Here is a 20,490-nt window from a genome sequence, read left to right as displayed (position 1 = left end):
TCAAGGGTAGGGAGGCCCGCTGGACGGCGGCTGTGAGCAGCCGGTGCGCGAGCAGGGGCATGCGATTGTCGGCCCCCGGTCCTACGATGGGTCCATGGCAGTAGCAGGGCGCCGGCCCAGCCCTGGAGTCAAGGGGCGCACCCGGCTCAGCCGCGGAATCATGGGCCGGCTGCGGCTCGCCTCGCAGGGACTGCTGGACGCCCCGCAGGGGCTGCCGGGCCCGGGCAGCAGGACCGTCCCGGACGCCGTGCGGTGGATGGCCGCCATGCAGGCGCAGGACCTCCAGGGGGCGCTGTGGGCCGTCGGGCAGCGGGTCCCGGGCGCCGGCGTCGGGGACGTCCGTGCGGCCCTGGACCGCGGGGAGATTGTCCGTTCCTGGCCGATGCGCGGCACCCTGCACCTGCTCGCCCCCGAGGACCTGCGGTGGATCCTGGCGGTCACGTCCGAGCGCCTGATCCGCGGCAGGGCCGGACGCCACCGGCAGCTGGGCATCACCCCCGGGGACGTCGGGGCCGCCCGCGGGGCGGCGCTGCGGCTGGTCTCCGGGGGTGGAGCGGCCACGCGGGAGGAGCTGTTCCAGTCCTTCCAGGCGGCCGGCCAGTCCACGGCGGGCCAGCGCGGGATCCACCTGCTCGGAATCCTCTGCCAGCGCGGCTGGCTCGTGCAGGGCCCGCTGCGGGGCAAGCAGCAACTGGTGGTGGCCTTTGACGAGTGGATCACGGAGTCCCGGGCCCTGGACCGCGGGGCGGCCATTGCCGAACTGCTGCTGCGCTATGTGCGCAGCCACGGGCCTGCCACGGAACGTGATTTCGCCTGGTGGTCCGGCATCCCGCTGACGGAGGTCCGCGCCGCCCTGGCCGGGGTGCGGCATGAACTGGTCTCGCTCGAGTTCGAGGGGACCAGCTACTGGCTCTCGCCGGCGACGGCGGCGCTGCTCGACGGCGCCGTCCCCGGCGCACGCTCGGTGCTGGCACTGCCGGGCTTTGATGAGTTCCTGCTGGGTTACGCGGACCGCTCGCTCGTGCTCCCGGCCGAGCATTCGAACAAGATAGTGCCCGGCGGCAACGGGATGTTCAAGCGGACCATAGTGGCCGGCGGCGAGGTGGTCGGCACCTGGGCGGTGGCACGGAACGGCGCGGGCGCCGCCGTCGTGCCCGAACCCTTCGACACCGTTAACGGACTGCGGCCTGCCGCCCAAAAGTCCTTTGAGCTGCAGGCCGCGAAGTACCGGAAATTCCTGGCTTCGGGAAAGTCCTAGAGGGTGCCGGTGGCGATGTTGAGCATGCGGCGCAGCGGTTCGGCGGCGCCCCACAGGAGCTGGTCGCCCACGGTGAACGCGCTGATGTATTCCGGGCCCATTTCGAGCTTCCGGATGCGGCCCACCGGGATGTCCAGGGTCCCGGACGCCGCCACCGGGGTGAGGTCCGCCATCGAGGCATCCTTGGTGTTGGGCACCACCTTGGCCCACTCGTTGTCCTTGGCCAGCAGCGCCTCAATTTCGGCGACAGGGATGTCTTCGCGAAGCTTGAGCGTGAGCGCCTGCGAGTGGGAGCGCATGGCGCCGATCCGGATGCACAGGCCGTCCATCATGATGTGGTCGGGCCCGGAGGTGCCGAGGATCTTGTTCGTCTCCACCCCGGCCTTCCACTCTTCCTTGGACTGGCCGTTGCCGAGGTCCGCGTCGATCCACGGGATCAGCGAGCCCGCCAGCGGGACGCCGAACTGGGTCGCGTCGATGTCGGTGCGCTGGTGCGCGAGGACCTTGCGGTCGATTTCCAGGATGGCCGACGCCGGGTCCTCCAGTTCGGTGCTGACCTCGGCGTTAAGGGTGCCGAACTGGCTCAGGAGCTCGCGCATGTGCCGGGCGCCCCCGCCGGAGGCCGCCTGGTACGTCATGGAGGTGCCCCACTCGACGAGGCCGTTCCGGAACAGGCCGCCGAGGCCCATCAGCATGCACGAGACGGTGCAGTTGCCGCCGATGTAGTCCTTCACGCCGCCGGAGAGGCCGGCGTCGATGACGTCCCGGTTCACTGGGTCCAGCACTATGATGGAGTCGTCGTTCATGCGCAGGGTGGAGGCCGCGTCGATCCAGAGCCCGTCCCAGCCGCGGCCGCGCAGCTCGCCGTGGACCTGCTTGGTGTAGTCGCCGCCCTGGGCGGTGACGATGATCGGCAGCTGCGCCAGGGTGTCGACGTCGAACGCGTCCTCGAGCTTGCCTGCGTCGCCGCCGGCAGGACCGGCAAACGACGGGGCGGCACCTCCGGCGTTCGAGGTGGAGAAAAATACGGGGTTGATGTTGGCGAAGTCGCCCTCGTCCTGCATGCGCTGCATCAGGACGGAGCCGACCATGCCACGCCAACCGACCAGTCCAACGGACGGAGTAGCTGCTGTAGTCATTGGCCCAGTTTAGACTTTGGAGCGCCGGGAGCGCAGTCGGTTACGGCGCCGGCCGGGAGCGCCCGCCGCGGGTCAGGGGCGCCGCGCGCCGTCGGGCTCTGTGCCTTGCCCCGTGCCTTGCTCTGTGACTGGCTCTGTGCCTTGCTCTAGCAGCAGCGCCGATTTCCGCTTGCGCAGCGCAAAGACGGCGCCGAACGTGAAGACCTGGGTCACCACGACCAGCACGACAGCCCCGAGGATCTTGTTGCCGCCCAGGATCATGGTGAGCCCCACGACCGCGGAGAGCAGCGCCAGCAGGGGCAGCAGCATGTAGCCCAGGACGAAGAGGGTTTCGGGTTTTTTCAGCATTGCTAGCCCTTGGTCCGGCGCCACTGGGTCATCCGGTAGCGGGTGCCGTTGGCGGCGGTCAGCCAGCCGTCGGAGGGCAGGGACGCGCCGGTGGTCCAGTCATAGCCGAGTTCCGGGGCGAAGGTGTCGCCTTCGGCCGTGGAATCGATCGTGGTGACCACGGCGACGTCGGCGAGGTCCATCGACTGCGCGAAGATGTCGCCGCCGCCGATGATCCAGACCATGTCGTGGCCGGGCGCGAACTGGGACTCGAGCAGCGCATCGTCGAGGGACTTCACCGCGGTGGCACCCTCGGCCCCGGGCGTGCCGCCCCAGCCCTCCTGGCGGGTGATGACGATGTTGGTGCGGCCGGGGAGGGGACGGTACGTCTCCGGGAAGGATTCCCAGGTTTTCCGGCCCATGATGACAGGGTGGCCGGTGGTGAGCCGGGCGAAGTGTTTCATGTCCTCGGGCAGCTGCCACGGCATTCCGCCGTCCTTGCCGATGACGCCGGTGCTGGTCTGGGCCCAGATCACGCCGAGGCCGGTGAGCGAAGCTGCCAGGTCCTCGGTGAAGGGTGTGGGCGCCGGGCCCTGCTGCGGGTTTTCGTGGTTGCTCATACGGCTATCGGGGCCTTAATCGTCGGGTGGTGCTGGTATCCGACCACTTCGAAATCATCGAGGGTGTAATCGAAGATGGAGTCCGGTTTGCGGGTGATTCTCAGTTGCGGGTAGTCATAGGGTTCGCGGGCCAGCTGCTTGAGGACCTGGTCCATGTGGTTGTCATAGATGTGGACGTCGCCGCCGGTCCAGACGAATTCGCCGGGTTCCAGGCCCGTCTGCTGGGCCAGCATGCACGTCAGCAGCGCGTAGGACGCGATGTTGAACGGCACGCCCAGGAAGGTGTCCGCAGAACGCTGGTACAGCTGGCAGGAGAGTTTCCCGTCGGAAACGTAGAACTGGAAGAACGCGTGGCACGGGGGCAGCGCCATGTTCTTAAGCTCCGAAACGTTCCAGGCCGACACGATGTGGCGGCGGGAGTCCGGATTGGCCCTGAGGTTCTCCACCAGCTCGGCGATCTGGTCGATATGGCCGCCGTCGGGTGTGGGCCAGCTGCGCCACTGGACGCCGTAGACCGGGCCGAGCTCGCCGTCGGCGTCGGCCCATTCGTTCCAGATGGTGACGCCCTGGTCCTGCATCCACTTCACATTCGACTCCCCGCGCAGGAACCAGAGCAGCTCCACGGCAACGGACTTGAAATGGACGCGCTTGGTCGTGATCAGGGGGAAGCTCTTGCCCAGGTCAAAGCGCAGCTGGCGGCCGAACACGCTGATGGTGCCCGTCCCGGTGCGGTCAGATTTGTGGGTGCCGTGTTCCAGGACATCACGCAGCAGGTCTTCATAGGGCGTTGGAATGTTCACCGTCCCAGTCTACTGAGGTCTCCGCCGGGCCCGGCCCACTGTTAAGCGCCCGTCGGTAAGCGCCCACCGTTAGGGGACCTCAGTCGTCGAAGGGCCTGAACCGCTCGACCGCCACCACCTTGTTCTTGCTCGACCGCGCAACATGGCACACGATGACTTCGCCCGGCGCCAGGTACGGGTCCGCGGACGGCAGCAGTGTCCGCAGCCGCGAGCTCATGTGCTTGCCAAGCTGCGCCAGGACCGTGGGCAGCGCGGGACGGTGCGTGCAGATTGCCACGGCCCGCTGCTTGTCGAAGAGGGCTTCGACGACGCCGGCCGTCTTGTGCGGGTGCCGGGCGTGCCGGTGCTCGGTAAGGGCTTCGTTCAGCTTCACCTTCACCTTCGCGTCCGCGGCCCTGGCGTACGGGGCAATCGTGGCCACACACCGCAGCCAGGGACTCGAGACGATCCGGCGGGGCTTCCAGCTCTGCAGGAGCCTTCCGACCGCCTGCGCCTGCCGCGTTCCGGTGGCAGCGAGCGGGCGGTCCCCTTCGGCCTTGCTCCAGGACGAGCGCGGTTTGGCCTTGGCATGGCGGACGATCAGCAGCGGCCAGGTCTCCAGTTCGCCCCGGGCATGCGCGGCCACAAGATGGTCCAGCGGGCCGACGTCGATCGGGTTGCTCAGCAGGAGGGCCGCCTTCTCCGGCGGACACCACATGACGGAGTCCACTTCCTTGCCGTCCGGCCGGAGCGGGGCCCCGTCGACGTCGACGGCCCAGTAGTGGACCACCTTCAGCCCGGCGGGCACGTGGTAGTGGATCGGCGGAAGCGGGATGCCCAGCGGCGCCTTGAGGCCGATTTCCTCGTCCACCTCGCGGGTGGCGCACTCGGGGATGGTCTCGCCGGGATCGATCTTTCCCTTGGGCCAGGACCAGTCGTCGTACCGCGGGCGGTGGATCAGCAGGACTTCAAGCTTCGCGTTGTCGCCGGGATCAAGGCGCCACGGCAGCGCGCCTGCCGCGGTGACGGCTATCGCCTCGCCGGGGTGGTCGGTCTGGTCCGCAACCAGCGTGTCGCTACTCAATGCCAGAGCCCCTACCGCAGACCTGTGGCGCGCTGCCGTGAGCGGGAGGCGAGCAGCCATGACTGCACATCCTCCAGCTTCCGGCCGGCTTCGCCGAGGTGGTGGCGCGTCCATTCCCCGCGGTTGTCCAGGTGCCAGCTGGCCGTGCCCGGGTCCATATAGCGGCGCAGCACGTCCAGGACGTAGGTCGTGTCAGATCCGCTGCTGAGCTGCACCAGGGCCTCCACGCGGCGGTCCAGGTTGCGGTGCATCATGTCGGCCGAGCCGATGTAGACCACGGGTTGCCCGCCGTTGGCGAACGCGAACACGCGCGAGTGCTCCAGGAACCGGCCCAGGACGGAGCGGACGGTGATGTTCTCGCTGAGCCCGGGAACCCCCGGGCGGAGGGAGCAGATGCCGCGCACGATGATGTCCACCGGGACGCCGGACTGGGAGGCCCGGTAGAGCGAATCGATGATGCCTTCATCCACCATCGAGTTGACCTTGATCTGGACGCGGGCGGTGAGGCCGGCCCTGGCGTTGCGGATTTCCGTCTCGATCCGGTCGATCAGGCCGGACCGGACCGAGCGCGGCGCCACGAGGAGCCTCTTGAAGGTGGACTTCGGTGCGTAGCCGGAGAGCTGGTTGAAGAGCTTGGAGAGGTCCTCGCCCACCTGGTCGTTGGCCGTGAGGAGGCCCAGGTCCTCGTAGTAGCGTGCCGTGCGGGGGTGGTAGTTGCCGGTGCCGATGTGGCAGTAGCGGCGCAGTCCGTCCACTTCCTGGCGCACCACGAGGGACAGTTTGCAGTGGGTCTTGAGGCCCACGATGCCGTAGACCACGTGGACGCCGGCCTGTTCCAGTTTCCGGGCCCAGGAGATGTTGGCCTGCTCATCGAAGCGGGCCTTGATCTCCACGAGGGCCAGCACCTGCTTGCCGGCCTCGGCGGCGTCGACCAGCGCATCGACGATCGGGGAGTCGCCGGAGGTGCGGTACAGGGTCTGCTTGATGGCCTGCACCTTGGGATCCGAGGCCGCCTGTTCCAGGAACGCCTGGACGGAGGTGGAGAACGAATCATAGGGGTGGTGCAGGAGGATGTCCCGCCGGCGCATGGCCGCGAAGATGTTGGCAGGCTTGGAGGTTTCCGACTCGTTGAGGTACAGCGAGGTGTGCGGGACGTGCTTGGGGTAGTGCAGGTCCGCCCGGTCAATGCCGGCGATGACGGAGAGGCCGCGGAGGTCCAGCGGGGCCGGGACGGTGTATACCTCGGACTCCTCGACCCCGAGCTCCCGGATCAGCAGGGCCCGGATGTTGGGATTGATGTCGTTGGTGACCTCGAGCCGCACGGGCGGGCCGAAGCGCCGCCGCAGGAGTTCCTTTTCCAGCGCCTGCAGCAGGTTCTCGGCGTCGTCCTCCTCCACTTCGACGTCCTCGTTGCGGGTGACCCGGAAGGTGTGGTGCTCGAGCACCTCCATTCCGGCGAACAGCTGGTCCAGGTGGACGGCGATGACTTCCTCGAGCGCGATGAACCGTGCCACCCTGCCCGGAATGGAGCCGGCGCGGGGCCCGTCCACGGAGATCAGCCGGGGCAGCTGGTCCGGGACCTTGAGGCGGGCGAAGAGCTCCTTGTCGCTGACCGGGTTGCGGACCACCACCGCCAGGTTCAGGGACAGCCCGGAAATGTAGGGGAAAGGGTGCGCCGGGTCCACGGCCAGTGGCGTCAGGATCGGAAAGACCTTCTCCGCGAACATGGCGCTGAGCTGGTCCTGGGCCTGGGAATCCAGTTCCTCCCAGTGCATGAGGTGGATGTGCTCGTAGGCCAGGGCGGGGCGGATCTGCTCGGCGTAGACCTGGGCATGGCGCTGCTGCAGCCGGTGGGCTTCCTCGCCGATCTGCTCCAGGACCTGCATGGGGCTCAGGCCGGCGGGGGAGGGCACGGCGAGGCCGGTGGCGATCCGGCGCTTCAGCCCGGCAACGCGGACCATGAAGAACTCGTCCAGGTTGGAGGCGAAGATGGACAGGAAGCCGACCCGCTCCAGCAGGTACAGGTCCGGGTCTTCGGCCAGTTCCAGGACGCGGGAGTTGAAGGCGAGCCAGCTCAGTTCCCGGTCCAGGAACCGGTCCGGGCTGATCTCGCCGTCCGGTTCCAGGTTGGGGGCGAACTCGGGGATGTCGATCCGGTCCTGGGTGGCGCGCGAGGCCGGCACTTCGGAGGAACCGAAGCGTGCACGGGCCGGAAGCATCCTGGTTTCCGGGGTTGCGGCCGCCGGGGTTGCGGCCGCGGGTGTTGCGGGTTTCGCGGTGGCTGGTTCAGCAGTCCCGGTTTCCGGCGTAGCTGTCCGGGCAGTGTCCCGTTGCATGGTCTCTCCTAATGCCGGCGCGGTTTAGTTTCAACCTTACAAGCAATCAGCGCGCGGGGAGCCTCGGCGGCGGGCGGGACGCCGGGCCGTCCGCAGCGCGGGTTATCCCCCGGGCAACGGCCCGTACATCACATCCACGTCCCAGCGGGTGAAGCCGAGGCGCCGGTACAGGGAGACGGCCGGAATGTTGTCCGCATCGACGTACAGCATGACGGCGTGCAGCCCCAGGCCCTGAAGGTAGTTGATGCCGGCCACTGTCAGCGCCTTGCCCAGCCCGGTGCCCTGCGCCGCCGGGGTGACGCCGACGACGTAGACCTCGCCGATCGCGGGGTGGCCGCCGTGCCGGGGGTGCACCTTGGTCCAGTGGAAACCCAGGAGGGTGCCCGGGCCGTCCACGGCCAGCAGGAAACCGGCGGGATCAAACCACGGCTCGGCCATCCTGGCGTCCAGGTCGGCGCGCGTCATGTTGCCCTGCTCCGGGTGGTGGGCGAAGGCGGCCTTGTTGGCCGCGAGCCAGGCGTCCTCATCCCGGCCCGGCACGAAGGCGCGCAGCGTCACGCCCGCCGGCAGGAGGACATCAGGCAGGACAACATCGGGCAGGACAACGTCAGGCAGTTCCGCCGCCGCCGTGCTGAGCCGCATCTTCCACAGCTCGCGCACGGGGCCAAAACCGTACCTTGCGGCGAGTTCCGCCGCGGCCTCGTGGTTGCCATGGGACCAGGCCAGCAGGCCCCCGAAGCCGCGGGTGTCCCTGAGCTCGCGCACGAGCCGGTCCGCGACGCCCTGGTTGCGGTAGCTCGGGTGGACGGCCACCTCCAGCACGCCCGTGCCGTCCGGTTCCTCGACCACGACGGCGACGCCCGCCAGGTCCTGCGCCGTCCCGGGCTTTTGGCCGGCGCCGTCGTCGGGGGAGTACAGGGCCAGCGTCAGGAGGGAGTGGTCACCGGCGTCGGCGGCCCGCAGCGTCACGAGGGTCTGCTCGGACAGCGGCGGGTTGCCGTCGGATTCCTCGGCGGCGGCCGCAAGGCCCCGGACGTCGCTCAGCAGCTGTTCGGCCACAGCTCCCCTGATGACAAGGACGGGCCAGTTCTCCGGATGCGCAGGACTCATGGTGCAAGGCTATACGTGCGCCCCGGATCCAGAGCGGATTTGAAGGTTCCGGAACGGGGACGTATAGTCGTTATCTCACCTGCTCTTTCGAGTAAGTTCGTTGGGCAGGATGCGAGGGGGATCCACCACTGGGGTGGCCTCGATACGTTCGACCCGTATGTCCTCCACCGAAGCACGAACTGCGCAGGCACTGACGCAGGCGCTGACGCGAAAGCCCCGGACTCTTCGCCGAACCGCACCGGCTGCCTTATGCCTGCGACGGCGGCCTGGCCCCCCCTAAGTCCGCTCACTTGCCACAAACGGCCGCTAAGCACGCTGGCTTGGCGGCCGTTTCCGGAAAATCGTCGCGAGTCCATGCGCCGGCCACCATGCGCCCGGACCATGTGCCCATCTGCGGCGCATCGCCGCCCCACCCTTGGCTGGGGCGCTGTCGATCCGCCATTCGCCACAAACGGTCGTTAACCACCTCGCCTGGCGGCCGTTTCCGGCAAATCGCCGCGCGTCCGGGCGGGTGACTGGGACAATAGACCATGACCGCGATCATCCTGGCCTGGGATCCCGAGCACTGGAACCGCTGGAATTACCCGGCAGCCGCCGATCGGGTCCAGGGCTTTCACGTCTTTAGTCTGCCAGGCGGGTCCGCTCAGGCTTCGGTCAGTTCTTCCTCGGGTTGGCGGACCAAGGTCAGGCGGTAGCCGACGTTGCGCACCGTGCTGATCAGGTTCTCGTGATCGGCGCCGAGCTTGGCCCGCAGCCGCCGCACATGGACGTCCACCGTGCGGGTGCCACCGTAGTAGTCGTAGCCCCACACTTCGGTCAGCAGCTGCGACCGGGTGAAGACCCGGCCAGGGTGCTGGGCCAGGTACTTCAGCAGTTCAAATTCCTTGAACGTCAGGTTAAGCGGCGCCCCGTTGACGCGGGCCGTGTAGCTGGCCTCATCGATCACCACGCCGGCGGCGCGGATCTCCGTCGGGGCGGGGTCCTGTTCCGGAACGGCCCGCGCGACGCCGAGGCGGATGCGGGCTTCGACCTCTGCCGGTCCGGCGGACTCCAGCACGATGTCATCGACGGCCCACGCCGAGGAGACGGCGGCCATCCCGCCTTCCGTGAGGATCAGCATCAGCGGGGCGCTCAGGCCCGTGGCTTTCAGCAGCTGGGTGAGGGAGCGGGCGCCCACTAGGTCCTTGCGGGCGTCCAGCAGGACGATGTCGCAGGGGTCGGTATCCAGCAGTGCGGTGGGCTCGGCGGGCAGGATATGCACGCGGTGGTTCAACAGTTCCAGAGCAGGCAGGACGTCCACCGATGATCCGGTGCTGTTCGTCAGGAGCAGGATGTGCGACATGGTTCCTCCAAGGGTGTCCGCGCATCGTTGGGCGTCTGAACCGGGCTTTCCTCCGAGTATACCCAAATGCCGCATCCTGGACATGGTCCCGTCACCGGCGGCGGCTCCCCTTGCGACATAAGACGGTCACATAGGGCAGGATTGATCCGTCAGGGCCCGCGGCCCTGCTGAAGACGAGCCAAGTCGAATTGGGGTCTGCAATGAGCGTAGGTACGACGATGGCGGGGAAGCAGTGAAGTGGTGGAGCATCGGCGTCATCGGCCTGGCCGGGCTCGCAGCCGTGGTTGCCGGCGCCTACTCCTCACCGCAGGCCCTGCTGGCTGTAGCGGTGCTCACCGCCGTCGGCGTCGGCATCGGCTGGCCGCACTTCCTCGGCATCCCCGCCAAGAAGACCCTCGCCGCGCTGATCGGCCTGCCCGGGGTGGGCTCCGCGGTGGCCGCCGCCTACGTGCCGGCTCCGGCATTTCTGGACTGGACCCCCGCGTTCCTGGCGGCAGGGGTACTGGCCGTCTTCGTCATGCAGCTGCTCCGGGGCACCGGCCAGGCGCAGCGGCTCGAGTCGACCCTGGGTTCCTGCGTCGGCGTGCTGCTGTCCTGCCTGGGCGCCGGCTGGATAGCCTGCTCCCGCTTCAACGGGGTCCGGGAAATGTTCCTCGTTGCCGCCGTCAGCGCCGCCATCGCGCTCCTCGCCGGGCTGATCCGCTGGCCGGACCGGGTAGTGGCTCCGCTGGGCATCGCCGGCGCCGGGCTGGCCGGCCCGCTGGCGGGGCTGGTGTTCTCGGACATCGCCATCATCCCGGCCGCCGTCGCGGGTATTGTGGTGGGCGCCGTGCTGGTGAGCTTCCGCCGCCTGGTGGTCCTGCGCGGTGAACCGATGAACCTCCCGGCGGCCGTGGGCATCGCGTTGGGGCCGGTCTCCGCCGTCGGTTCCCTGGCGTACTTCATAGACAAACTACTTATCTACTAACGCGTTAGGATGGCATCATGTCCGTACTTGCATATGAAATCTTCTTCCTCGTTCTGCTCGGCGTTGCGAGCCTTTCCATGGCCTGGTTTGCCGGTTTCGTGGTCTGGCGCCTCTTCAAGGGCCAGCGGTAAACAGCCCGAACCGCATACCCGTCCAGAACCTGTAGTTTCCAGAGGTAGCTGCCGTGCCGATTGAAATTCCTACTGATCTGACGCCCGAAATCGTTCCCCTGTCCTGGCTCATCGGTGAGTGGGAGGGCCGCGGCCGGCTGGGGGCCGGGGAAGAGGATTCCGGGCACTTCCTGCAACACGTCTCCTTCACCCATAACGGCCTGCCGTACCTGCAGTACCGCGCCGAGAGCTGGCTGACCGACGATGAGGGCACCAAGCTGCGTCCGCTCACGGTCGAGACCGGTTTCTGGGCCCTTGAGCGCGAGCAGCGGGAAGAGGACGGCGGTCCGGGCCTGGTTCCGGCTGACATCGTGCCCGTGCTTAAGAGCGCCGACGAAGTCGAAGCCCTCCGGAACGAGGACGGCGGCTTCGGCATCTCCGTCTCCATCGCGCACCCGGGCGGGATCTCCGAGCTTTACTACGGCCAGATCAAGGGGCCCCAGATCCAGCTCAGCACCGACATGGTGATGCGCGGCAGCCACTCCAAGGAATACACGGCGGCCACCCGGATCTTCGGGCTCGTGGACGGGAACCTGCTCTGGCGCTGGGACGTTGCCGCCGGCAAGGGCACGACGGCGGGCGGCGGCCTGGAGGCCCACGCCTCCGCCATCCTCAAGAAAGTAAGCTGAACAGCCGGCTGGCGCTGGAGGTCTCACCCGTTTTCCGTTGTCCGCAGCGAGTGCAGGGAGCAACACAGTGAATGCCGCATCAAATCAAGCCGGAACAAATGATTCAGGGTCCGACTACAGCGACCTGAAGGCCGTCTACTTCAACGGCACGCTCAAAAAGTCCCCGGAGAAATCCAACACCCAGGGCCTGATCGAGATCAGCCGGCGCATCATGGAGAAGCAGGGCGTCAGCACCCGCGTCATCCGGACCATGGACCATGACATCGCCAGCGGCGTCTACCCGGACATGCGCGAGCACGGCTGGGAAACCGACGAATGGCCCGAACTCTATCCCGCCGTCCGGGAGGCGGACATCGTCGTCGTCGCCGGACCCATCTGGCTGGGGGACAACTCCTCGCAGACCAAGAAACTGATCGAACGGCTCTACGCCCACTCCGGCGAGCTGAACGCCAAGGGCCAGTGGGCGTACTACCCCAAGGCCGGGGGCTGCCTCATCACCGGCAACGAGGACGGCATCAAGCACTGTGCCATGAACGTCCTCTACAGCCTCCAGCACATCGGCTTCACCGTCCCGCCGCAGGCCGACGCCGGCTGGATCGGCCCGGTGGGGCCCGGCCCGAGCTACCTCGACGAAGGCTCCGGCGGCCCGGAAACCGACTTCACGAACCGCAACACCACCTTCATGACCTGGAACCTGCTGCACCTGGCCCGGATGCTCAAGGACGCCGGCGGCATCCCGGCCTACGGGAACCTTCCCGAGGCCTGGAAGGCGGGCACCCGCTTCGACTTCGAAAATCCGGAATACCGCTAGACCCTGAGGACTTCTACTACATATGACTACCAAGAGCCCCCTGCTGTCGCGCCCGGGCGCCGTCGAGGCCGGCGGCGCCGACGCCGGCGTCGCATCCCACTACGGCGAGCCGCTGCGCGAGCAGCGGGCGCTGGCCGCCGGCACCGCCGTCGTGGACCTGTCCTGCCGCGGTGTCGTCACCGTCACTGGGCCGGACCGGCTGAGCTGGCTCAACACGCTGTCCTCCCAGCAGCTCACCGGCCTCGCCCCCGGCCAGTCCAGCGAACTGCTGCTGCTCAGCGTGCAGGGCAGGATTGAATTCGACGCCAGGGTGGTGGACGACGGCGGGACCACCTGGCTGATCGTCGAGGCCGCCGAGGCGGCGCCGCTGGCCGAGTGGCTCACCAGGATGAAGTTCATGCTCCGGGTCGAGATCGCCGACGTTTCCGCGGACTGGGCGGTGCTCGGCGCCACCCGCCGCGTCCCGGAGTGGGCGCAGCTGCTCGTCTGGGAGGACCCCTGGCCTCACGTCGGCCCCGGCGGCTACTCCTACGCCGTGGTGGGCGAGGAGGCACACCCGGGCCTGGAACGGCCGTGGTTCGAATACCTGGTCCCGGCCGCTGACCTCGAGGCGACGGCGGACGGGCGGCCGCTGGCGGGCGCCTGGGCCGCCGAGGCGCTGCGCATCGCGGCCTGGCGCCCCCGGTGGGGCGCGGAAACCGATGACAAGACCATCCCGCACGAACTCGACCTGCTGCGCACCGCCGTGCACCTGGCCAAGGGCTGCTACAAGGGCCAGGAAACCATCGCCCGCGTCCACAACCTGGGCCACCCGCCGCGGCGCCTGGTGTTCCTGCAGCTCGACGGCTCGCAGCACACCACGCCCGCCGCCGGCAGCGAGGTCCGCGCCGGAGACCGCAAGGTCGGCACCGTGACCTCGGTGGCGCAGCACTACGAGATGGGCCCCGTGGCCCTGGCCGTCATCAAGCGGTCCGTCGCCCCGGACCAGGTCCTGACGGTCCTTGACGGGGAAGAGCCCTACACCGCGGCGCAGGAAGTCATCGTGGCTCCCGACGCCGGGCAGGTCGTGGGGCGCCAGACTGGATTCCTGAGGGGGACGCATTGAGCAATGACGACTTGGGCAATGACGATAACCCGCCCGGCGCCGCCGGCGGACCCGATGACGAGACGCTGGCCTTGGCCCATGCGCTCTTCGACGCGGCGCGTGAAGGCAACTCGGAGCTGCTCGGCAGCCACCTGGCAGCGGGGGCCCCCGCCAACCTGACCAATGCCGCCGGGGACTCCCTGCTCATGCTCGCGGCCTACCACGGCCACCTGGATACGGTCCGGCTGATCCTGCAGCACGGCGGCGACGCCAATGCCGCCAACGACCGGGGCCAGACGCCCCTGGCCGGGGCGGTGTTCAAGGGCTACACGGACGTGGCCCGCGAGCTGCTCGACGCCGGCGCGGACGCGGATGCGGGGACCCCCTCCGCCCGGGTCGCCGCGCAGATGTTCGCGCGGGCAGACATCCTGGCCCTCTTCGGCTGACCTTCGGCTGACCTTCGGCTTACCCTCGGGGCTGGCCGGCCGGGAAGCGCTCACCCGGCGGCTGCAGGACATGCGCGCCAACCCTGTCAACCGGTATCCCGCCTTTCCGCTGGCGGTCGCCGGGGCCTACAACCTGCCGGCCGACGTCGTGGTTGATCTGCTGGGCCACCGGCTCAAGGGGCTGCAGGAGTAGCTCCGTTCCGGCGGATTGCCGTGGCAGTCCCGACCCGCATGGCCCCGCCGCGGTAACAGGCATCGCAACAGACGTCACAACAGGCATCACAGCAGACGTCACAACATAATAAGGAATCCCATGGAAAACGTAACCAGGCCGTGGCCTGCCCTTTGGTCCCTGGTGATCGGCTTCTTCATGATCCTGATCGACACCACCATCGTCTCGGTGGCCAATCCACGCATCATGGAAGGCCTGGACGCCGACATCAATTCGGTGATCTGGGTGACGAGCGCGTACCTGCTCGCCTACGCCGTCCCGCTGCTGATCACCGGCCGGCTCGGTGACCGCTTCGGCCCTAAGAAGCTCTACCTCTCCGGCCTGGTGGTCTTCACCGTCGCCTCGCTCTGGTGCGGGCTGTCCGGTGACGTCCAGACCCTGATCGAGGCCCGGGTGCTCCAAGGCCTGGGAGCCGCGCTCATGACGCCGCAGACCATGGCGGTCATCACCCGGATCTTCCCGCCGGACCGCCGCGGCGCCGCCATGGGCATCTGGGGCTCCACGGCCGGCATCGCGACCCTGGTGGGCCCGATCCTGGGCGGCGTCCTCGTGGACGGGCTGGGCTGGGAATGGATCTTCTTCATCAACGTTCCGGTGGGCATCGCGGGCTTCTTCCTTGCCCTGCGCTTCGTCCCCACGCTGAGCACCCACCCGCACAAGTTCGACATCCCCGGCGTGCTGCTCAGCGCCGTCGGGCTGTTCCTGCTGGTGTTCGGCATCCAGGAAGGCGAGACGTTCAACTGGGGCACCATCACCGGCCCCGTCACGGTCTGGGGACTGATCATCGCCGGGATCCTCGTCCTGGCGGCGTTCGTGGTCTGGCAGCGGATGAACCCGCAGTTCTATGACGGCGAACCGCTGCTGCCGCTGGGCCTGTTCAAGGACCGCAACTTCTCGCTGGCCAACATCGGCATCACCACCGTGGGCTTCACGGTCACGGCCTTCAGCCTCCCGCTGATCTTCTACTACCAGATCGTCCGCGGCCTGACCCCCACCCAGTCGGCCCTCATGATGGTCCCGATGGCGCTGATCTCGGGAGGACTCGCACCCGCCGTCGGCAAGATCATCGACCGGGTCAACCCGAAGTACATCACCGTGGGCGGCCTGCTCCTGATGTCGGCGGCGCTGTTCTGGAACGCCGCCCTGATGCACCCGGACACGCCGATCTGGCTGTTCCTGCTCCCGAGCGCCGTGCTGGGATTCGCGAACGCCGGCATCTGGGCGCCCCTGAGCTCCACCGCCACCCGCAACCTGCCGCCCCGGCAGGCGGGGGCCGGCTCCGGCGTGTACAACACCACCCGGCAGATCGGTGCGGTCCTCGGCAGCGCCGCGATCGCGGTCCTGATCCAGGCCCGGCTCGCGGCGGAACTTCCCGCAGCCCCGGGAGCATCCGGCCAGGCCAGCCCGATGGCCTTCGGCGGCTCGCTGCCCGAGCCGCTCCACGCGGGATTCTCGACGGCGATGGGCCAGTCGATCCTGCTGCCGGCCGCCGTGATCCTGCTCGGCGCGGCCGCGGTCCTGTTCTTCGCCAAGCCCAAGCCGGTGAAGGGCTGGGGGACGCCCGGCGCTGCTGCCGGCGCTTCTGCGGCCGGCGCTGCCGGGACGTCAGACGGCGGGCGGCCCCAGGTCAAACCCGGCTGACGCAGGCAGGCATCCGGGTCAGCCCAGCCGCACGCTGGTCAGGATGCCGCCGGCAGCGAAGCCCAGGCTCCGGGCGATGGCCAGTGATCCCTTGTTGCTCACATCGGAGCGCCACTGGAGTGTCAGCCCCGAGGCCAGCGCCTCGTGGGCCGCGATCGAGGCGGCCAGCGAGCCCAGCCCGCGGCGGCGCCAGTCCGGGTCCACGAGCACGCCGAGGTCCGCCAGGATCCCCTCCCATTCCGCATAGGCGCCGCAAGCCACGGGCACCGGCCCGCCGTCGTCGCGCATGATGGTGAAGCGGTGCGGCAGCCCGGACAGGCGGACCTCATTCACATCATCGGGTGGGCAGCGGCCTTCCAGCTCCACGGCCTCGGGGTTCCCGTGCGAGACGGTGAGTTCTTCGGCGGGCTGCAGCAGGGGCAGCTCATCGGCAAAGAAGAGTGCCGCCGCACCCAGGCCGTGCCCGCCGTGCGGCCGGGTGATGGTCAGGAGGGTGACATGCTGGGCGAGCTCCTCGTCAGGGATCCCGGCGGCGGCATCGAGCGCCCACTGCGGCCCGACAAGGGCGGAACTGCCGAACAGCCGGACGAAGTCGACCGAGCGGCGCGAATCATCCGCACGGGTGAGCCGGGCGCCGGCGGCGGCGGCGAAGTCGGCGTCGTCGAATCCCAGATGCCGCGCCCACGCAAGCTGGATGATGTCTGCGGAACCGGGCTCAAGAGTCATGACTCAACCCTACCCACCGGCGGGGGCCCGCCCGCGGCGGGCTGAAGCGCTCCTGGCCGCGCCTGGCCGAAGCAGCATCAGCCGAAAAGGACCGCGGCCTCATCGTAGCGGTCCTGCGGGACCGCCTTCACGTTGCCAAGTGCTGCCTCGAAGCCGACGTGCACGATGTCGGTGCCGTTGAGGGACACCATGGTGCCCCAGCGCCGGTCCACCACCGAGTCGATGGCGGCCATGCCCAGGCGGGTGGCCAGGACCCGGTCGAAGGCGGTCGGAACCCCGCCGCGCTGGATGTGGCCGAGCACCGTGGCCCGGGTCTCGATGCCCGTCCGGGCTTCCAGCTCGGGGGCCAGCAGCTCGGCGATGCCCCCGAGGCGCGGGCGCCCGAAGGTGTCCAGGCCGCGTTCGGAGTGCGGCGTCTCCTGGCCTTCGGGGACGAACCCCTCGGCCACGACCACGAGCGGCGCGCGGCCGCGGTCCCGGGCCGCGAGGACCCACTCGGTGATCTGGTCCATCGAGGCCTTCTGCTCCGGGATCAGGATGGCATGCGCGCCCGAGGCCATGCCGGCGTGCAGCGCGATCCAGCCCACGTGCCGGCCCATGACCTCGGCGATCATGCAGCGGTGGTGGGATTCGCCCGTGGTGCGCAGGCGGTCGATCGCCTCGGTGGCGATCTCTACGGCGGTGTCGAAGCCGAAGGTGTAGTCGGTGGCGTCGAGGTCGTTGTCGACGGTCTTCGGGACTCCGACGATCTTCAGTCCGGCGTCGGTCAGCCGCTTCGCCGCGGCCAGGGTGCCTTCCCCGCCGATGGCGATGATGGCGTCAATGCCCAGCCGGTCCATGTTGGCCTTGATGACGTCGGGGCCGCCGCCGTTATCGAAGGGGTTGGTGCGGGACGTCCCCAGGATGGTGCCGCCCTGCTTCGCGATGCCCCGCACCATGGCGCGGGGGATGTCGATGGTGTCGCCCTCGACGACGCCGCGCCAGCCGTCCAGGAACCCCACGAATTCCTGGCCGTGGACGGCGATGCCCTTGAGGACGGCGCCACGGATGACGGCGTTCAGTCCGGGGCAGTCTCCGCCGCTGGTGAGGATTCCAATTTTCATGTCTCGGCTCAAATCCTGGTTCGAAGGTATACAGGCAGAGCGCCACGCTGAGCTCACCTAGAGTCTAGTGGGGCGTGTGGGCCACGACACAAACGGTTACAGGACATGCCCCTGCCGTCGTGGCAGGGGCATCAGGGTCTCGGTCCCGGCCAGGACCTGGGCGGCCGGGCGGCGGCCGGGTCCGGAGGCTGTGGCGGCCAAGCGGCCGTCAGGGCCGGTTGGAGCGCTTCGCGAGGAAGGATTCGAGGGCGATGGCGTTGCGCTGGTCCGGCAGCAACAGCCACGCCGCGAGGTAGACGACGAAGGCGGGCCCGGGGAGCAGGCCCAGCAGCAGGAACGCGATCCGGACGTAGGCCACATCCACGTTCAGTTTGGCTGCGATCCCGCCGCAGACCCCGCCCAGCCAGCGCTGCGGTCCACGTTTCAGGCCAAGGCCCCTGACGGTGCTGAAGAACTTATCCATGGTTCAAGACTTCCCTCTTGTTGGTTCTTTGTCACGTCCCCGGGCCGACAGGAGGCCCCCGACCACCAGGGCGGCCCCGGCTCCGATCATCAGCCCGATCAGGACATAGGTTCCGTCCAGGGCAACAATGCCCAGCCCGGCGATGATGATCAGGGCGGCCAGGGCCAGCACTACCAGCCCCCAGACCGCCGTGCCGACGCGGGCCGGCAAGCGGACTCTGTCCTGCACTTGCTGTGCCTGCGCCTGCCCTTTGGGCGCTTCCGGTTCCTGCGCTTCGGGCTGGAGGGGAGCCGGCGATCCTGGCGTACTTCCTGCCGGCGGGTCATAGCTGCTCATGTCAGTTCCTTTCCTGGATGGTCACATTGCTCACGGTGCCGGAGATTTTCAGGACGAGCCGGGCTCCGGACTTGCCTGCGTTGTAGTCGCTCTGCCGGGTCGTCATGCCGCTGTGGTTTCCGTTGGCTTCGTTGAGGTTGCCCATGGTCATGTCCGCCTCGATGTGCACGGGCACCGTGTCCGGGATGACCACGGTCAAGTTGCTGGCCGTCGCGTGGATGGGAACGACGACGTCGGTTCCCAGGGGCGGGTTCAGGGCGAGCTGGGTCAGGTCTGCGGTGCCGGTCCCGCCAGTGATCTCGAAGCCGTTGCGGGCCTGTTCCATGCCGGATGGTGTCCAGTCGGCGTTCTGGGTGCGGAACCTGTCGGCGTTCGGCAGCACGTTGAAGATCCCCCCGAGGATCAGGGCGACGACGGCGAAGAAGCCGAGGATGCCGGAGGTGCGGCCCCTGAGCCCGGCGAAGAGGATCCCGAGGCCGAGGACGGCCGCTCCGGCGGCCCAGACCACGGCGTTGCCGGCGTTACCGAGATTGATCACGTGGGCGGTGTCCAGGGCCTTGATGCCGCCGCCCACCAGCAGGGCCAGCCCGGCGGTGACCGCCACGGCAGGTGTTCCGGGGCCCGGGTTCCGGGGCCTAGCGGCCGGGGCAGGACTTCCGCCGGGCACCGGGCCGTAGCCGCCGGGCGGGGGAGGCGTGGGGCCTGCGGTCCCCGGCCCCCAGGCCTGGCCCTGGCCCTGGCCCTGGGACTGGGCGGCGAAGGTGGCGGCGCCGGTGCTGCCCGCGCTGGCTGTTTTGGCTGTTTTTCCCAGGCTTACCGGGCCGCCGGGCTCGTGGCGCGAGGCCATGGGGATGGTCCCGTTCCTGGTCTTGTTGCGCTGGGTCAGGTAGTAGATGAGGTAGATGGCGCCCCCCACCCAGAAGACTGTCCAGACGAAGGCGCCGAAACCGTGCCCCTCCCAGCCCCATACGCCGCCGCCGAGACCCGGGAAGCCGATGACCGTGGTGACCAGCGCTCCGGTCATGCCGGCGGTCCACCGGCCTGCGCCGGCCTCCTGGAGGTGGATGCGTCCGTCCGGTTCGGGCAGCAGTGCCCAGGCGAGGCCGTAGAGGAGTACGCCGACGCCCGCGAACACCGTCAGGACGATCAGGACGCCGCGGACAATGAGGGGGTCGATGCCGAACCGTTGGGCGATGCCGCTGGCGACGCCGCCGATCCAGCGCTCACGGCCGCGGTGGATTCCCTGGCTGCGGACCCAGTCGAAGAAGTTCTGCGGCTGGACGCCGGACTGCGGAGGCGCCGCGCCGAAGTACGGCGGCGGGGGTGGCGTTCCGGGACCGGCCGGGGCGCCCGGCGGATAGAGCGGCGGCGCCTCGGGCCGGGGCTCTCCTGCAGCGGGCCCGCCGTCGGCGCCTCCCCCCGGAGCGGCGGAGGCTGGAATGCCCGAAGTGCCGGCAGGCGTGCCGCCGGACGGGTCTGTTGCGTGGTGGGGGAGGCCGGAGGGAGCCTCTGAGGGGTCCTGGCCTTCACCTGGGTGCGGAGTGTGCGGATTCATACTTCGATCCTCCCGTTTCCGTGGATCCCGCTCTACCGGGGACCACCCTGAACTGTCCCTGAGCCGACCCCGGTTGCGGCCGGAAACGCCTCCGGGGAACCCTGAAGCATGCTTGGATTAACCCATGACAACCGCCCCTTCCCGCCCGCCGCTGGTCCGCAGCAGCGACCGTGTGATCGCCGGGGTGTGCGCAGGACTCGCCAACCATCTGGGCTGGCCGGTGCGGATGGTCCGGATCGGCATGGTGGTGGCCGCCCTCGCCGGCGGCGCAGGCTTCGCGTTCTACGCCTGGCTCTGGATCATGGTGCCCACCGCGGACGAAAGCGCCAGGC

22 protein-coding genes are annotated in these 20,490 nt (G+C 68.9%); 9 read left to right on the top strand and 13 right to left on the bottom strand.

Annotation, left to right across the window (positions count from 1 at the left end):
* Window positions 1-94: 94 nt before the first annotated feature.
* A complete protein-coding gene (locus J9611_RS00770) occupies window positions 95-1,258 on the top strand; it encodes a winged helix DNA-binding domain-containing protein (protein WP_211876767.1) in 1,164 nt (387 codons plus the stop codon).
* On the opposite strand, the gene asd is transcribed toward J9611_RS00770, so the two are convergent.
* From asd to J9611_RS00730, 8 genes are all read right to left on the bottom strand, one after another.
* Window positions 1,255-2,397 (bottom strand): aspartate-semialdehyde dehydrogenase, encoded by a 1,143-nt coding sequence (asd, locus tag J9611_RS00765; RefSeq protein ID WP_211876766.1) that lies wholly within the window; start codon window positions 2,395-2,397, stop codon window positions 1,255-1,257. The genes J9611_RS00770 and asd overlap by 4 nt on opposite strands.
* 72 nt (window positions 2,398-2,469) lie before the next feature.
* Window positions 2,470-2,745, bottom strand: a complete 276-nt coding sequence (locus tag J9611_RS00760) for an NF038396 family protein (RefSeq protein WP_211876764.1) — start codon at window positions 2,743-2,745, stop codon at window positions 2,470-2,472.
* 2 nt (window positions 2,746-2,747) lie between these two features.
* A complete protein-coding gene (locus J9611_RS00755; protein WP_211876763.1) occupies window positions 2,748-3,344 on the bottom strand; it encodes a dihydrofolate reductase in 597 nt (198 codons plus the stop codon).
* Window positions 3,341-4,144: a thymidylate synthase gene (locus J9611_RS00750; RefSeq protein WP_211876762.1), complete on the bottom strand. Its 804-nt coding sequence runs from the start codon at window positions 4,142-4,144 to the stop codon at window positions 3,341-3,343. The genes J9611_RS00755 and J9611_RS00750 overlap by 4 nt, the downstream gene beginning before the upstream one ends.
* Window positions 4,145-4,223: 79 nt before the next feature.
* Window positions 4,224-5,207, bottom strand: coding sequence for an NUDIX hydrolase (locus J9611_RS00745; protein ID WP_211876761.1), 984 nt, complete (start codon window positions 5,205-5,207; stop codon window positions 4,224-4,226).
* Between the two features lie 11 nt (window positions 5,208-5,218).
* A complete protein-coding gene (locus J9611_RS00740; protein ID WP_211876830.1) occupies window positions 5,219-7,426 on the bottom strand; it encodes an RNA degradosome polyphosphate kinase in 2,208 nt (735 codons plus the stop codon).
* Between the two features lie 219 nt (window positions 7,427-7,645).
* Complete coding sequence (gene mshD / locus J9611_RS00735) at window positions 7,646-8,653, bottom strand: mycothiol synthase (protein WP_211876759.1); 1,008 nt, start codon at window positions 8,651-8,653, stop codon at window positions 7,646-7,648.
* Between the two features lie 643 nt (window positions 8,654-9,296).
* The gene (locus J9611_RS00730) at window positions 9,297-9,995 is read right to left on the bottom strand and encodes a winged helix-turn-helix transcriptional regulator (protein WP_211876756.1); all 699 of its coding nucleotides are present in this window, start codon (window positions 9,993-9,995) and stop codon (window positions 9,297-9,299) included.
* 232 nt (window positions 9,996-10,227) lie between these two features.
* On the opposite strand from J9611_RS00730, the gene J9611_RS00725 reads away from it, so the two are divergent.
* The 7 genes from J9611_RS00725 to J9611_RS00700 all read left to right on the top strand — a co-directional run bounded on the left by J9611_RS00725 (window position 10,228) and on the right by J9611_RS00700 (window position 15,975).
* Window positions 10,228-10,962, top strand: a complete 735-nt coding sequence (locus J9611_RS00725; protein ID WP_211876751.1) for a permease — start codon at window positions 10,228-10,230, stop codon at window positions 10,960-10,962.
* Between the two features lie 184 nt (window positions 10,963-11,146).
* Entirely contained in the window at window positions 11,147-11,761 is a 615-nt protein-coding gene (locus J9611_RS00720) for a nitrobindin family protein (RefSeq protein WP_211876746.1), read from the top strand.
* 67 nt (window positions 11,762-11,828) lie between these two features.
* On the top strand, window positions 11,829-12,572 hold the full coding sequence (locus J9611_RS00715; RefSeq protein ID WP_211876744.1) for a flavodoxin family protein: 744 nt from the start codon (window positions 11,829-11,831) through the stop codon (window positions 12,570-12,572).
* A gap of 22 nt (window positions 12,573-12,594) precedes the next feature.
* A complete protein-coding gene (gene ygfZ / locus J9611_RS00710; RefSeq protein WP_211876737.1) occupies window positions 12,595-13,677 on the top strand; it encodes a CAF17-like 4Fe-4S cluster assembly/insertion protein YgfZ in 1,083 nt (360 codons plus the stop codon).
* Window positions 13,674-14,102 carry an ankyrin repeat domain-containing protein gene (locus tag J9611_RS00705; RefSeq protein ID WP_246527191.1) on the top strand — a complete coding sequence of 143 codons (429 nt, stop codon included), beginning with the start codon at window positions 13,674-13,676 and terminating at the stop codon, window positions 14,100-14,102. The genes ygfZ and J9611_RS00705 overlap by 4 nt, the downstream gene beginning before the upstream one ends.
* 70 nt (window positions 14,103-14,172) lie before the next feature.
* Entirely contained in the window at window positions 14,173-14,295 is a 123-nt protein-coding gene (locus tag J9611_RS22260; RefSeq protein ID WP_281414501.1) for a hypothetical protein, read from the top strand.
* 120 nt (window positions 14,296-14,415) lie between these two features.
* Window positions 14,416-15,975: a DHA2 family efflux MFS transporter permease subunit gene (locus J9611_RS00700; RefSeq protein WP_211876735.1), complete on the top strand. Its 1,560-nt coding sequence runs from the start codon at window positions 14,416-14,418 to the stop codon at window positions 15,973-15,975.
* An 18-nt stretch (window positions 15,976-15,993) separates the two neighbouring features.
* On the opposite strand, the gene J9611_RS00695 is transcribed toward J9611_RS00700, so the two are convergent.
* The 5 genes from J9611_RS00695 to J9611_RS00675 form a co-directional block, all read right to left on the bottom strand.
* Window positions 15,994-16,701: a GNAT family N-acetyltransferase gene (locus J9611_RS00695; RefSeq protein ID WP_211876733.1), complete on the bottom strand. Its 708-nt coding sequence runs from the start codon at window positions 16,699-16,701 to the stop codon at window positions 15,994-15,996.
* A gap of 77 nt (window positions 16,702-16,778) precedes the next feature.
* Entirely contained in the window at window positions 16,779-17,804 is a 1,026-nt protein-coding gene (locus tag J9611_RS00690) for a 6-phosphofructokinase (RefSeq protein WP_211876732.1), read from the bottom strand.
* Between the two features lie 208 nt (window positions 17,805-18,012).
* Entirely contained in the window at window positions 18,013-18,267 is a 255-nt protein-coding gene (locus J9611_RS00685) for a PspC domain-containing protein (protein WP_211876731.1), read from the bottom strand.
* Window positions 18,268-18,270: 3 nt separating this feature from the next.
* The gene (locus tag J9611_RS00680) at window positions 18,271-18,603 is read right to left on the bottom strand and encodes a hypothetical protein (protein WP_372447737.1); all 333 of its coding nucleotides are present in this window, start codon (window positions 18,601-18,603) and stop codon (window positions 18,271-18,273) included.
* 1 nt (window position 18,604) lies between these two features.
* Window positions 18,605-20,158: a PspC domain-containing protein gene (locus tag J9611_RS00675; protein ID WP_211876730.1), complete on the bottom strand. Its 1,554-nt coding sequence runs from the start codon at window positions 20,156-20,158 to the stop codon at window positions 18,605-18,607.
* A gap of 124 nt (window positions 20,159-20,282) precedes the next feature.
* On the opposite strand from J9611_RS00675, the gene J9611_RS00670 reads away from it, so the two are divergent.
* A partial coding sequence (locus J9611_RS00670; RefSeq protein WP_211876729.1) for a PspC domain-containing protein occupies window positions 20,283-20,490 on the top strand: 208 nt, incomplete at its 3' end.

It is taken from the genome of Pseudarthrobacter albicanus (assembly GCF_018224015.1).
Classification (GTDB): Bacteria; Actinomycetota; Actinomycetes; order Actinomycetales; family Micrococcaceae; genus Arthrobacter; species Arthrobacter albicanus.
This window is presented reverse-complemented; position numbering and strand designations above follow the sequence as displayed.

What these genes read in the sequence shown, in the direction of transcription:
- asd (WP_211876766.1), bottom strand. Translation starts at nt 2,397, where the DNA reads ATGACTACAGCAGCTACTCCGTCCGTTGGACTGGTCGGTTGGCGTGGC.
- J9611_RS00695 (WP_211876733.1), bottom strand. Translation starts at nt 16,701, where the DNA reads ATGACTCTTGAGCCCGGTTCCGCAGACATCATCCAGCTTGCGTGGGCG.
- J9611_RS00700 (WP_211876735.1), top strand. Translation starts at nt 14,416, where the DNA reads ATGGAAAACGTAACCAGGCCGTGGCCTGCCCTTTGGTCCCTGGTGATC.
- J9611_RS00675 (WP_211876730.1), bottom strand. Translation starts at nt 20,158, where the DNA reads ATGAATCCGCACACTCCGCACCCAGGTGAAGGCCAGGACCCCTCAGAG.
- mshD (WP_211876759.1), bottom strand. Translation starts at nt 8,653, where the DNA reads ATGAGTCCTGCGCATCCGGAGAACTGGCCCGTCCTTGTCATCAGGGGA.
- J9611_RS00755 (WP_211876763.1), bottom strand. Translation starts at nt 3,344, where the DNA reads ATGAGCAACCACGAAAACCCGCAGCAGGGCCCGGCGCCCACACCCTTC.
- J9611_RS00760 (WP_211876764.1), bottom strand. Translation starts at nt 2,745, where the DNA reads ATGCTGAAAAAACCCGAAACCCTCTTCGTCCTGGGCTACATGCTGCTG.
- J9611_RS22260 (WP_281414501.1), top strand. Translation starts at nt 14,173, where the DNA reads ATGCGCGCCAACCCTGTCAACCGGTATCCCGCCTTTCCGCTGGCGGTC.
- J9611_RS00690 (WP_211876732.1), bottom strand. Translation starts at nt 17,804, where the DNA reads ATGAAAATTGGAATCCTCACCAGCGGCGGAGACTGCCCCGGACTGAAC.
- J9611_RS00730 (WP_211876756.1), bottom strand. Translation starts at nt 9,995, where the DNA reads ATGTCGCACATCCTGCTCCTGACGAACAGCACCGGATCATCGGTGGAC.
- J9611_RS00685 (WP_211876731.1), bottom strand. Translation starts at nt 18,267, where the DNA reads ATGGATAAGTTCTTCAGCACCGTCAGGGGCCTTGGCCTGAAACGTGGA.
- J9611_RS00740 (WP_211876830.1), bottom strand. Translation starts at nt 7,426, where the DNA reads ATGCTTCCGGCCCGTGCACGCTTCGGTTCCTCCGAAGTGCCGGCCTCG.
- J9611_RS00680 (WP_372447737.1), bottom strand. Translation starts at nt 18,603, where the DNA reads ATGAGCAGCTATGACCCGCCGGCAGGAAGTACGCCAGGATCGCCGGCT.
- J9611_RS00770 (WP_211876767.1), top strand. Translation starts at nt 95, where the DNA reads ATGGCAGTAGCAGGGCGCCGGCCCAGCCCTGGAGTCAAGGGGCGCACC.
- ygfZ (WP_211876737.1), top strand. Translation starts at nt 12,595, where the DNA reads ATGACTACCAAGAGCCCCCTGCTGTCGCGCCCGGGCGCCGTCGAGGCC.